This is a genomic window from Desulfonema magnum (genome assembly GCF_017377395.1).
GTDB classification, from domain to species: Bacteria; Desulfobacterota; Desulfobacteria; order Desulfobacterales; family 4be13; genus Desulfonema_C; species Desulfonema_C magnum.
Genome location: NZ_CP061800.1, coordinates 1,705,526 through 1,718,634 on the forward strand (window position 1 = coordinate 1,705,526; position 13,109 = coordinate 1,718,634).

General features: G+C 47.0%; 8 protein-coding genes and 1 pseudogene. 6 read left to right on the top strand and 3 right to left on the bottom strand.

Annotated elements, in window-relative coordinates; all coding sequences use genetic code 11:
• Window positions 1-99: 99 nt before the first annotated feature.
• On the top strand, window positions 100-213 hold the full coding sequence (locus dnm_RS31555) for an element excision factor XisH family protein (RefSeq protein ID WP_353740340.1): 114 nt from the start codon (window positions 100-102) through the stop codon (window positions 211-213).
• Window positions 214-271: 58 nt separating this feature from the next.
• Window positions 272-451, top strand: a pseudogene (locus dnm_RS30785) (IS630 family transposase); the annotation flags it as partial.
• A 137-nt stretch (window positions 452-588) separates the two neighbouring features.
• Here dnm_RS30785 and dnm_RS06895 read toward each other — a convergent pair.
• On the bottom strand, window positions 589-4,413 hold the full coding sequence (locus tag dnm_RS06895; RefSeq protein WP_207681946.1) for a S8 family serine peptidase: 3,825 nt from the start codon (window positions 4,411-4,413) through the stop codon (window positions 589-591).
• A gap of 1,096 nt (window positions 4,414-5,509) precedes the next feature.
• Between dnm_RS06895 and dnm_RS06900 the strand changes: the two genes are divergently transcribed.
• From dnm_RS06900 to dnm_RS31560, 4 genes are all read left to right on the top strand, one after another.
• Window positions 5,510-6,139, top strand: coding sequence for a KilA-N domain-containing protein (locus dnm_RS06900; RefSeq protein ID WP_207681947.1), 630 nt, complete (start codon window positions 5,510-5,512; stop codon window positions 6,137-6,139).
• Between the two features lie 182 nt (window positions 6,140-6,321).
• The gene (locus dnm_RS06905) at window positions 6,322-7,059 is read left to right on the top strand and encodes a KilA-N domain-containing protein (protein WP_207681948.1); all 738 of its coding nucleotides are present in this window, start codon (window positions 6,322-6,324) and stop codon (window positions 7,057-7,059) included.
• Between the two features lie 43 nt (window positions 7,060-7,102).
• Window positions 7,103-7,381, top strand: coding sequence for a DUF29 domain-containing protein (locus dnm_RS31165; RefSeq protein ID WP_276571856.1), 279 nt, complete (start codon window positions 7,103-7,105; stop codon window positions 7,379-7,381).
• 89 nt (window positions 7,382-7,470) lie between these two features.
• A complete protein-coding gene (locus dnm_RS31560; RefSeq protein ID WP_353740341.1) occupies window positions 7,471-7,686 on the top strand; it encodes a DUF29 family protein in 216 nt (71 codons plus the stop codon).
• 182 nt (window positions 7,687-7,868) lie between these two features.
• Here dnm_RS31560 and dnm_RS06920 read toward each other — a convergent pair whose 3' ends face one another.
• Together dnm_RS06920 and dnm_RS06925 are read right to left on the bottom strand one after the other, a co-directional pair.
• A complete protein-coding gene (locus dnm_RS06920) occupies window positions 7,869-12,278 on the bottom strand; it encodes a CHAT domain-containing protein (RefSeq protein ID WP_207681949.1) in 4,410 nt (1,469 codons plus the stop codon).
• Between the two features lie 206 nt (window positions 12,279-12,484).
• Entirely contained in the window at window positions 12,485-13,105 is a 621-nt protein-coding gene (locus dnm_RS06925; protein WP_207681950.1) for a LysE family translocator, read from the bottom strand.
• Between the last annotated feature and the right edge of the window lie 4 nt (window positions 13,106-13,109).

The window sequence follows — 13,109 nt, forward strand, 5'->3', positions numbered from 1 at the left end:
AAAGAGATGACACGGATTTCACAGATTAATCCGTGAAATCCGTGTCATCGCCGATCTGGGTGCGGAGCGGCTGATAAATGCTGAAAAAAGCCTTAAAAAATTGTTGTCGAAGTGAAAAGCTTTGTGGGACGTTCCGCTGTTCGGGATTTGCAACGGGCCGCGGGACAATATCTCATTTATCTGCGTATGCTCCGGAAAGCCGGCATCGCCTAATTTATCCTTACCGAAGCGTCTCCGAGAATCCAAAATGAAATTTTTGTCCTGTACTTAGGAAATAGAGATATCCGTGCTGTCCGGCCAGTGCCCGGACAGAAGCATCGCCGATGAGGAGACCCTGAGGAGAGAAATCTCCGCCTGGGAAAAGGAGCGGAACGAGAAATCCGAAAAAATCACATGGCGTTTCACTAACGCGGATGCCCGGGTCAAACTGAAGCGGCTCTACCCCTCATAATTTATTTGGTCGGACACTACAAGGATTTCGTATAAGAAAAGGATTTATAATCCCCTTCTTATAATCCTCTTCTTATATGAAATCCTTGTAGCGAAAAGTTGCAGGGGCAACCACAAGGTTGCCCCTGCGGGATTGATTTAATGGGTTACGTTATCCGATCCGCCATCATCCACATTCAGTCTGATTTCCTGGCAAACCCTGTCCCTTAACTGAAATCCACCGACTGCCGCCTCCTCATTGCACTCAAATTTGGTGAGCGACACGGCCGATGTGTTCCCGGATTTCCCGATTACGTCAAAGCTGAGGAACACGGTCTCACCGCTGCCGGTGAATGTCCTGTCGGCGGCAGAGATGACGAGCGTGGCCTCGCCGTCTTCTGTGCCGGTGAGCAGGGCGTATCCTTCGTATTCCAGTATGCCGCCTGCCAATGTCGCACCGGTGAGTTCAAGCACATCCGCATCATAAGTGAGTTTTATGTCAATGCCCTCAATGGCCATGTCCTGACTCAGCACAACCGGAATTGTCAGCACGGAACCCGGAACTGCCTCAGCTTCGCACCCGGAACGTGCCCGCCGCTTTGTTCTGACCGGTTCATCTGACCAGTTGCCTGTCACATCTCCGAGCCTGACAGCCATGAAATCCTGGCCTGTTTTGTCCGAATTCAGCGGAGAATAGGTTCTTTCGGAGGTGTAAGCAATTGGCGGCCAGTCATGGCAGATACCCGCCATCGTGGGCGTGTCCGGGGTCGGCACAAACACCCAATGGGTATCTTCTTCATTGAGATAATTAATTTTGCCTGCCACGTATCTCGCCACTCTCGAAGCATCCAGCCCGGTGATTTCGCCGTCTCCGTTCACGTCGGCCGCAACCATCTGGTAGCAGTCAAATTCCACGTCAGAGAATCCCGCGGCGTATCGGGCAATCCTGGATGCGTCCACGCCTCCCAGACCGCCGAAATGGTCGTTTTTATACGCTGTGACAGTATAATCCGCAGGTTCACGGGAAACGGAAAAGCTGTATTCCCCCTCTGTTCCGGTGGTTACGGAATCGGATTTTGCGCCGTCAAGCTCCATGAGAACATTGGAAATGAGTGCATCATCACTGTAATAACGAACTGTCCCTGAAATTTCATAATATGGAGGACATTCCACAACCTCAACCGAACCAACTTCTGCGCTTATGTCAGACTCGTTGAGCTTTGCCCGTGCCAGTGTGAGTTCTGCTGTATCGCCCAATTCTCCGACAACATAAAACTCAAGATTCATAACGATTCCGCTGCCGGGAAAGAGGTCTCCGTTGGCAAAAACCGTGGCTGTTATCTCGCCTCCGTCTCTGACCTGGGAGGTGATTTCATAGCCTTTGCCTTCCAGCACGCTGCCTGATAATGTTGCTCCGGTGGCGACCAACACGTTTTCGTCAAACTTTACTTTCACATCAACGCCCTCAATGCCGATGTTTTCCACATTGCTCAACACAAGAGGTACGGAAACCGTGACACCGGAACAGACTTCGATTACACCGGGATCCAAAGGAGGATTCGGATGGTCATTCGGATCATTCGGGTCGGTGAACATTTTGTATTCCTGAAAATCTGTCCAGCCGTCGTCATCCGTGTCCGTATTTGTCGGATCGGTTCCAAGAGAGTATTCCTGTGAATCTGTCAGGCCGTCATTGTCGTAGTCGCCTGTTCCGTCACTTGTGATGATGTCGCCAAAATATTTTTGTTCCCAGGCATCGGGCAGGCCGTCTCCGTCTGAATCACCTGTGTTCCATTTTATCTCTATATCATCTATCCAAACAGATGAGCCATTGCTTTGACCACTGTATCTGGTGTCTTCCGAATATCTCCATTCAAAAGTTTTAGCGCCGTCAGGAACCACAAAAGTAAGCGTATCGCTCCATACTCCAGTCCGCGATATGCCAGTTGCAGATCTGCCATCAATGGAAAACCTGAAATAATCATACTCACTTGCCGCAGAGTATTTAGCCCTGAAAGAAATAAGAACGGCATCTGTCGCATCAAGGGTCAGAGAGGAGGATTGATTAGCAAACATGTAAAGAGCTTTTGAAGATTCATAGCCACTATCGTCTATTGCCCACCCATCCTCAAATCCGAACTCTGGCGGAATTTCTGAACTTGATTCAAAATTATAGAATGCGCTGTCTGTCCATTCGATTTCTACGGGCACAGCATTTGTTTTTACTTCTCCGATTATCATATAAACGCCAGTACCTTGATAGTTATCAAAAAAACCTGCTCTGAGAGAAGTTTTTTTCGCAGTATTCCATGCTTCGTCACTCAGTGTTCCAGCATCCCATCTTATAACATTTCCACCGCTGATATCATAGTCATCTTCGGAAGTGACCATCACATAGGTTTTGTCAGAATTGACTTTAATTCTCGAATAATACCAGACATCACTTGATACTACAATTGAGCCTGACCAAGAGTGGTGAGTTGTAAACGGATAGGTCGTTACCACATCATGCAGACGAACCGCAAAACAGGCATAACGAGTGCTGTCCGGCTTCCATTTAATGAGAGTTTCAGAGTCCTTAAAGTTATATATCGTTTCACTATGGATAAATGTACCACATCCGCGGTAAGCTGAACCATAAATTTTAATCCCTTCCGCTGTTTCCTCCCAATTTCCACTGTTCAGCTTGTTCCAGTTATCGAAAGTCATAGGTATGGATGTGAAATCTCTGAGAGATTTATACGCATTCAGCCTCCCATCCATCACAACTTTCTCATCCAATACAGAAACAGGATCAACGGAATACCGGAGTCTCTGTTTCACCTGCGAATATCTCATCTCTGGCTCCAAAGCCCAGACCAGAGCCGCCACACCAGAAACATGCGCCGCAGCCATGGAAGTTCCGTCTTTGTATTCGAAACCACCGCCGGGCATTGTGCTGTAAATCTTCTCCCCCGGGGCAGCCAGATCAACCGAACCCGCCCCGTAGTTTGAGAAAACCGCCAGATCATCATTATGATCCGTTGCGGCAACGGAAATAATGTTGTCCAGATCATAACCGGACGGATAATGCGGGGCTGCGTCGTTGTCGCTCCCGGAATTTCCGGCTCCCGCAACCATCAGTTTTCCTCTCTGCTGTGCTTTGGTCATCACCTTCCGCAGTGCCTGCGAGTCCCTGCCTTCCCAACTGTTGTTTACGATCTTTGCCCCTTTTTCCATAGCATAATACAAGGCTCTGATGGCATCCGAAGTGAAACCGAACCCGTCCGCATCCATAAACTTCAGCGCCATGATCTTCGCAGACGGACACACGGACACAATGGTTCCGGCCACATGCGTGCCATGGCCCAGATCATCGGACGGGTCCCCGTCATCGCTTACAAAATTGTAGCCATGGACATCGTTTTTGTCTCCCGGTTTCGGGTTCTCCCACATCTTGTCCTTCAATACCGGGTGCATATAATCCACGCCGGAGTCAATAACCGCCACGATGACATCTTTCAGCATTTTTCCCTCTGCGAATGCCCATGCTTCGGGGGCGTCAATATCTGCATCGGCAGTTCCGCCGGTCTGTCCCGTGTTGTTCAGGCCCCACCGGTTCGGATCCGCATCTATGGAATAAATCCGGTAATTCGGCTCAATATAGCTGATATACGGGCGGGTCACGCCGGTGGCATACGACACCGACCCGGTCAGCAGCCACAACTGCGTCCGCCAGCTCGGGCTTCCCCATATCAGCCGGGCATCAGCGTTTTGAAGGTCGATCACATTCTCAACGCCCAGCTCCTTCTTCAGCGCCCTCAGATCATCCGGGTCAGCCGCCGAAATGTCCAGTTCTACAATCACCTCGCCCTTGGCGCACTCCTTGCCGTCAATAAAAATGGTCTCTCTGGCAGCGGCCTCCCCCGTGAACTGAAACATCACAGTCATCACCATTGCCAGAGCCAGCTTCGCCAGCCCTATGCTCTCAAAAAATTTTTTCATGACAAACTCTCCTTTAACCTTTTAATTACTGTTTAACATTGTGAAACTTCGCCTCAGATCTGGTTTGAATACATAAATCATTTTTTGGTGATCACCTCCTTTCTGTCTTTTATTTATCGGAAAAAAGAACAGGGAAAGGGGATAAGAAAGGGAAAAAAACTTCCCTTTCTTATCCTTTTTCCTTGTACTTTTTTTGATCGACATGGTTTAAAAAATTGTCGGAAATAAGTACAGGGAAAGGATATAAGAAAAGAAAAAAAACTTCCTTTTCTTATCTGACTTCCTTGTACATGTGCAGACGGACATGCTTCAAAAAATTGTCGGAAATAAGTACAGGGAAAGGAGATAAGAAAAGGAAAAAAACTTCCTTTTCTTATCTGACTTCCTTGTACATGTACAGACGGACATGCTTCAAAAAATTGTCGGAAAAAAATTAAAAAAATTGTTTTTTATTTGTATTCCTCAACAATTACAAGAAAATAGGATAAGAAAGGGAAAAAACTTCCCCTTCTTATCCCCTTTCCTTGTACTTTTTTCAGACGGACATGCTTCAAAAATTTGTCATCTGCACGGATTAATAAACAAGGATTAAAAAATGGGCTTGTGTAAATCCTTGCTTATCACTAATCCATGTAGATGGACGGACATGGTTTGAAAATAATTCTTCTGTCCGAACCCTGATTAAAGGATTCGGGGATTTTCATGATTCAGGTCTTCCTGTCAAAACAGATGGTTAATCCTGACAATCTTTTAATCCTTTAAGCTGGATTCGGACAATATGAAAAAATAACAGATATCTGGGATGAAATAAAAGAATCAAAGGAACTGGAGCTAATATCAGATGAAGAAGAGAAAGTCCTGCTGAACAGGCTGGCAAGCTACAGGGCAAATCCGTATTTTGCCGAAGATTGGATAAACTGAAAGAGGATGCTTATGACAGCACAAACAGGGCACAATATCCTGATCTTAAAACTTGCTTTTATCCGGATAACCTGTTATAAACGCTTTTAATTTTATAAGAAGCGGGCCGCGGGATGGGCCAACATCCGACGACCCTGATCATTAACCAAACCTAAAGCAGAAGGAGGTTTGATTTATGACTGAAAAGTCATTACCACAAACGAAAGACGAAAATCAAGCTTTGTCATTCAACGGAATGGAAATTCGGGAAGATAAGGAACTGGGCATGGTCTCGCTGACTGATATCTGGAAGGCAGCTAAGGGAAGCAAAAACCAAGCTCCTGCTCAATGGCTAAATCTGCCGAGGGCAAAATTCTTCATCAGGGACTTGTTGAATGAAGGAACGTATATTCATAAATATAACAGGCAGTATTTGACACTGGCTCGCGGAAGGGCCGGAACATGGGCGCATAAAAAAGTTGCTGAAGAATACAAGCGTTACTTGAAATTCGGGAGAAATACAAAGCAAAAAGAAGCTGAAATAAAGAAGGAGCTTATAAGCCAGTTAAGGAGAAAGTTTGGTGAGAACCAGGTAAAAGCCGAAGTGAAGACGGATGCCGGATATGTGGATATCGTAACTCCCAAACAAATCATCGAAGTAAAAAATGCCAAGGACTGGAAAGGCGCATTGGGGCAGGTTTTGGCTTACAGTGTGTTTTTTGAGAACAAGTCTTCAAGAATTCATCTTTTTGGAAATAAGAACAAAGAATTATGGACGGTTATCAGAGATGTCTGCGGCAGGTTTGATGTGATGGTTTCAGGATAACAGGCTATGAGCCAATCTGAGGATAGCCTGGCAGTTCGTTAAGGGTAAAATCGAGATTGCTTTTATCCGGATAACCTGTTATAAATGCTTTTAACTCTGTAAGAAGCGGGCCGAGGGATGGGAGTAACATCCGCTACGGCCCTGATCATTAACCAAACCTAAAGGACAAAGGAGGTTTGATCATGATTAAAAAGGCATTACCACAAACGGGAAACAAAAATCAAGCGTTGTCATTTGACGGGGTGGATATCCGAGAAGATCATGACAATGAAATGATCTCATTGACTGATCTTTGGAAGGCGGCCGGAGGGGATAAAAACAGAGCTCCTGCTCAATGGCTAAAGCTACCGGGAACGAAAGCATTCATCAAAGCTCTTGAAAAACAAATTGTTAAAATATCCCACAGTTTGTTGAAATCTCGTGGAAGATTAGGTACTTTTGCACACTGGCAAATTGCTCTGGCCTATGCAAAGTATCTGTCCCCTGAGCTTCACCTTCATGTGAACGAAGTTTACATGCGCTATCGGACAGGTGACATCACCCTTGCCGATGAAATTCTGGAAAAGGCCTCGACTGAAAACCAGGAATGGCTGGCTCAGAAAGCCCTCAGCACAGTTCACCGAAACAAACTGACCGGCACGCTGAAGAAACACGGCGTACATGGCCCGTTTAATTTTGCAAAATGCACGAACAACACTTACAGAGGACTTTATAACAGAACCGCCAGACAGCTTAAAGCCGATAAAAACCTGCCTGCAAAGGTCAATCTGAGAGAACACATGGACACGGATGAACTGATTACCGTTGGTTTTACTGAAATGGTGACAAGAAAGGACATTGAGAAACGGGATGTCCAGGGAAACACCCCCTGCGCCAATTCATGTCTGAAAATGGCGAAAAAGGTTTCCACTATGCTTTAAAAACCCGGTAAGCAGCCCGGGTCTGTTCTGGAAATTTTCAGAATTGACCCAGCAGAAAGAGACATGGGAAAAGCTTATGGATGTGACTATCGAATATGAAAAAGATTTCTATTTCTGGCTGATGAAAAATGCCAGTTTGCTTCGTGAGAAAAAATTCTCAGAAATTGACGCTGAACACATTGCGGAGGAACTCGAAGCCATGGGCAGAAGCGAGAAGAGAGAACTGGTAAGCCGCCTGACTGTTTTGCTTGCCCATCTTCTGAAATGGAGATTTCAAGCAGTGAAAAGGTCAAGAAGCTGGAAAAATTTGGTGGTGTTCTAAAACTGGACTTGCCCCGATATTTGCCAAATTGATTCAATGGGTTAAAAAGTTTAAGTCCAGTTTTAGAACACTACCGGAAAAATACCATACTGACCCAGCGTATTGATATCGAAGAATTTATTGAAGACAGTCCGAGCCTGCGCTATGAAATTGAAAAGAAGATAAACAAAGCTTATGAGAAAGCTAAATTAAGCGCTGAAGATGAGACGGGAATTGATAAGAAGCATTTCCCCAAAACCTGTCCTTTTCCCTTCGATCAGATATTGGACAGAAACTTTTTTCCAGAACAGGAGGAAAATATCTGAGTCAGATCCAGTTTCAAGTTTTTAGCTTTTAGCCTTCGGCTTTTAGTTTCGAATTTTCAGTTTCCTGGATGATGTACGGATTCGGGACGCGAAGCGTCCCTTCTGCATCCCCACGCGAAGCGTGGGAATGAGATCGCTGAGGTTTTTTCAATTCTCAATTCTCAATTCTCAATTCTCAATTATTACTTCCAATTGCCAATGAGGAGAAACGGGGACCAATAGCCCGGGTGTCGGTAGCGAGAACCGGAGATGAATTTTTTCTGGGCATTTTGCAATGCTTTGGCTTTTGAGATATTCCGCGTTCTGAGGTTCCGGTAAAACTCCGTGATCATTTCGCACGCTGCCTTATCCGCCACAGACCACAGCGTGGCAACTGCGCTTCTCGCCCCGGCTTTTACTGCAACACCTGCAAGACCCAATGCTGCCCGCTCATTACCGAGAGCGGTCTGGCACGCGTTCAGCGTGAGCAACTGCACGGGCTGTTCCCGGAATCTCCCGTAACCAATAAGCTTCTCAAGCCCATCCATTGTCAGCCTGCCGTTATACGTCTCCAGATAAGTATCCTTTGGCGTGCCGCCGAATACCCCGTGTGTCGCCATAATCACAACCGCATATTCATTGGTTCTGAATTCCCGTGTGAGATTATCAATGGTAAACTCCCTGTCCAGCAGCCCTGTGCAGTTTCCCATTATTTCCTGTATATTTTCCCATGATTCTCTGACTCCGGGTAAACGCGGGGCAGCTTCCTGGGAAAGTCCGTTAAAGAGAATCCGAGTATTTTTCAAATCTGCCTGCCCGGGACCAACAAGCGTGACACCGGGAATGGTTGCCAGCGCATATTTCTCAATCAGGAAACGCTCCCCGTCGTGCAGGGCTGAAAACGGTATCACACGGAGTGCGCCGTCCGGCACGATAATCAGCGTATCAATTTCCCGGGCCATCAGTTCGTCTTCAATGGGACGTATCAGCCAGTTATAAAGGTCTTTTGCATACGGTTTGAATCGCCGGGAACGCTTTTCCAGCCGTTTTCGAAACCGCCCTGCCCATTGCCTGAGTTTCTCGGAATCATCTGAAACATTATTTTGCGTTGCCCATCTTCTCATACCTTCGGAATCAACAGAAACATTAAACTGTTTTATAACGTCGGGCAGCGTCAGTAATAACGCCAGCCGATCCGGCAAGGGAATCGGATAAACCAGGGCGGTATGAGGGGGGGTGCGATCCATGACGGTCCTTTTTTTCTCCATTGCTGTCACGCATTCGTCCTGATAAAAATCCTGCAATTCGGCTCTTTTTAAAAGCTCCATGGTGTCCCTGGCCTTTTTCAGCTTCTCCCCAGATGCCGGGGAAGTCTCCGCCTGTTTCAGCAGCAAATCTGCAAGTCCGAGATAAACCGGTTTGACTTTTTCGTAAAATATCCCCCGGGTGTCACGAAATCCTGTAAAGAATTCCCCGCGAACAGGCGTGAGCGTCTCTGTGGCATTTTTATAAGCCTCAATTGCGTTATCAATATCTCCCACAGCCCTGAAGACTCTCCCCGACTGCCACTGCCAGAGATACAGCAATTCAGGAGAATCCGTGTGTTGAGCAAAAAATATGGCGCGGCGGGTCAGCGTGATCGCCTCAGAATAATTCTCCTCTGTTTCATACAATTGCCCCAAATATCCGTTGGCATAAGATGCCATGCGGCTGTCTTTCAGGAGTTCGGCGATCTGCTTTGCCTCGTTTAACGCGTCCGATGCAATCTCGATGACGCGGGGGACAGGGGGGTTCTCACGGATTTTTTGAATCAGCAGGCTTAATGAAATCAAATCCGCTGCTTTGTCATGAGAATCCGGCAGCCTCCTGATTTGCAGCAGCGCATGATTCAACTTTGTGATGATATCTTCCGGGTCCCGGTTCAGAACTCTCACACGAAGCATGTTGAGCAAAAGCTTTGATTTCAGGCTGTCATTGTCCGAAGATTCAATTTGTTCAAGGCTTTCCTCATAAACCATCATGGCCTCCTGATACTCTCCGCGAACCGCAAGAAAATTTCCCTTGTTGTTTAAAACGCTTGCCAGAATATGAGGATTTTTCGCCATGCGAGCCGTTTTCACGGCTTTCTCTATATAATTCTTTGCTTCTTCCGTATTTCCGAGACAAAGATAATGATCCCCGAGTATGCTGAAAAATAAGGCTTTGTGAGAAGGGACGCGGCTTTTCTTAATAACAGGCAGCGACTTCGCAAGAAGAGACAATGCATTCTGATAATGCCCGATTGCCTGATAAGCCTTTACCCGATATAACAGCGAATGCAGAGAGGCATCTGGCTCCTCATCTGAAAAAGAGAACGGTTCATTCTCGGAACGCACGATATTTTCAAACTCGCCTTTCCGCCAGAATTCATTGGAATCCATGCCTTCAAAAGCAAATGGCGGACTTGCCAGGAAATCATCAGGAGAACTGGGAATGCCGTCCCGGGCCGCGATGACAAATCTGCCAACCTCTTCTCCTGATCGCTGCATACAGGGGGGTTTCATCCACGTTGCCGCGTCCGTAAAATCAGACGGCAGAACGGTCAGACCGCTGCTGATATCCGCTTCCGGTGATTCGATTCTCACTGAGCCGTCAATGCCAAATTCCGAGGACGCGTCTAATATCGTGTCCGAGGACTGAATAAAATGATCCGCGGTGATACGGATGCTGCCGCCTTTTCCTTCATATGCTTTGGCGTGGATGTTGCTGTGATTCAGCGTCATAAACGCGGGATCAGCGATGTTGATATCGCCCGCGTCATCTGCCCCGCCTTTGACGCTGGTGGTGATGTTTCCATTGGAGAGACGGATGCTTTCAACGGTGTTTATTGCTATTTTACCGCCGCCTCCGTTTTCAGCTTTGGTTGAGATGATGCCGTCCTCGGAAATTGTCAGGTTTTGGCTTTCCATGGAAATCACTCCCGCATCCCCCGCGTTATCTTCCTTGCCCAGTGATGCCACAGCGATGACGCTGGGATTTCCTGCTTCATTCTTCCCTGAAAGATGAACAGATTCGGAGGCGTAAATTGTCACATCTCCGCCTTTTCCCTGGCCTTCGGTGTAACTGCCGATCCACGCGCCGCTGTTTAATGACAAGTTCTTTGTTTCAATAAACACATTTCCGGCTTTGCTGGTGAGATATTTACCAGAGGAACGGGGAACAATACTGCCTCCCGAAAGCGTGACGGATTCAGATGCGTGAATATTCACATCGCCGCCGCTTCCGCCGCCATTTGTCGCGCTGGCAATCTGTGCGCGGTCATTCATGGAGAGATTTTTGGTTGTGACGGAGACCGTTCCCGCGTCTCCGGCATCAGGCGATTCTGAATAAGACACCACAGAAACTCTGCTGGGAAAATCATCGTCATGGCCTGAAAAACTGACGGATTCGGAAGCCCGGAGGGTTATGTTTCCGCCAGTTCCGCTCCCGTATGTGAAAGCTTCCATCAATGCGCCGTTTTTTAATGCCAATGTCTCTGTCTCTATAACAATATCTCCGGCATTACCCATAAGCCCGTGAGAATAAACAGCGCCGTCATCAAGAAAAAATTGCCCGCACCGGATAAAAACATCTCCCCCTTCCAAGCCGCTGGAATCAATAAGGGCTTTCTCAATAGTGATATTTCCCAGCTCGTTACATGAAGATACATCCGCACCGGAATTTGTGGGAATGACTTCGCCTGCCGAAGCCACGGCAGCAATGCTGATTTGTCCGCCGGGAGCATGGAGAAATCCGGAAGGGATACGCTCGGTTACAGGATAAAGCGGCCCTGTTGAGCCGGGACTTACAAGAAGAAGCTCTCCCTGAGAATTAAAGAATATGATGTCACCGCTCTCATTAACCTCTGCGAACCCTCCGTCAGCGGCAATATGGGTCATATTGCCGTTATGATCCGCAACAAGCATTCCCCGCTCGTCAATCACGGGCGATTCGTAAGATGTCCCTCGCTTTATTTCAATGTTTCCGCCGATAAGGGATATGCTTTCACCTTCGGGAACATGGAGACCTGTGGGATATTCTGTAATTTTCTCCTCGCCGTCAAAAGTGATTGCCGCGATGTCACCATCTAAGAAACCAAAAGCCTTTGGCGGTGATACAGACATCACTTCATTGTTCTGAGGCATGGCAAAAAATTGTTCATTTTCTCCCATTCGCAGATAATCGGCCGTGCTGACATGAAACGAACCGCTCACATTCAAAACAGCGTCAGGTCCGAACATCACGCCGGAGGGATTCAGCAAGTATAAATCCGCGCCCGGAATGGCAGAACCTAAAATTCCGTCAATCCGTGAGACATCCCCTCCGGTGACGCGGCTGATGATGTTCCGAACTGAATCCGAACCGGTGAATGTCGCACTTTCATTTGTGCTGATGTTGAATTGCTCAAAACTGTGAAACAGATTTGCCCCGGCTTTTCTGCCGAATGCTTCCTTAATTTCATAATTCGGGCCTGGCAAATTCGATTTTCCTGCTGTTCCGAGGGTTCCGTCCAAAGTGATCTGGGCGATGCCCGGCACAGCAATGCCTGCCCATAAAAAGACAGCAATGACTGATCTGAGAATATTGTTTTTCATTTTTGAATTTTTATATATAACTCGGGGCCATTACCCCGGGCTGTAATAATAAGTACCTAACCATAAGTTTTCGATATTTGCCAGGGAAAGAAACCCGGCTTTTTTTCCGGAATGATCCGCCTCCGTTGAAGGAAAAAGTCGGGTTTCTCCGCGGTTTACGGAAAAAAAGATGTATAAAAAACTTTTGATCGGGTACTTATGTCCATTCAGGGCGTTTTGATGCTCAAAAGCGCATACAAACCAAATATTATTATGATGATACCTGAAATTCTGTTCACCCAGACCAGTTTTTCGGAGGTGAGTTTTTTACGAAACATACTGGTGAAACGGCTCAGGATAAACCACCAAAGCCCGGAGCCCATAAAGACACCGATAACCATCAGACCGGCTGACGCATAATGAGTATCCGTGTTCACCATTCCCAGACCCGCGAATATCGAAGCAAAAGAAAGAATCGTCATAGGATTTGTAAGGGTAAGGAAAAAAGTTGTCCCATATACGCCGACATGGTTATTATCGTACTCAGAAATGATTTGCTCCGCGGGCTTTGTAAGGAAAGCACGGATGCCCAGCCAACAGAGAAAAGCTCCGCCGACCAGGCCAAACCACACGCTCTGCTCAATCAGAAAATTTGAGATAAATGTCAGTCCGAACGCGGCAATAAAACTATAAACCGCGTCAGCACTTGCAGCCCCAAGCCCGGAAACCAGGCCACAGACATTTCCGCGTGCCAGGGTTCGCTGAATACACAGCAGACCAATCGGTCCCACAGGTGCGGCAATGGAAATACCAATAATAAATCCCTTAAAGAATAAACTGATTTCCATAACC

What these genes read in the sequence shown, in the direction of transcription:
- dnm_RS06895 (WP_207681946.1), bottom strand. Translation starts at nt 4,413, where the DNA reads ATGAAAAAATTTTTTGAGAGCATAGGGCTGGCGAAGCTGGCTCTGGCA.
- dnm_RS06900 (WP_207681947.1), top strand. Translation starts at nt 5,510, where the DNA reads ATGACTGAAAAGTCATTACCACAAACGAAAGACGAAAATCAAGCTTTG.
- dnm_RS06905 (WP_207681948.1), top strand. Translation starts at nt 6,322, where the DNA reads ATGATTAAAAAGGCATTACCACAAACGGGAAACAAAAATCAAGCGTTG.
- dnm_RS06920 (WP_207681949.1), bottom strand. Translation starts at nt 12,278, where the DNA reads ATGAAAAACAATATTCTCAGATCAGTCATTGCTGTCTTTTTATGGGCA.
- dnm_RS06925 (WP_207681950.1), bottom strand. Translation starts at nt 13,105, where the DNA reads ATGGAAATCAGTTTATTCTTTAAGGGATTTATTATTGGTATTTCCATT.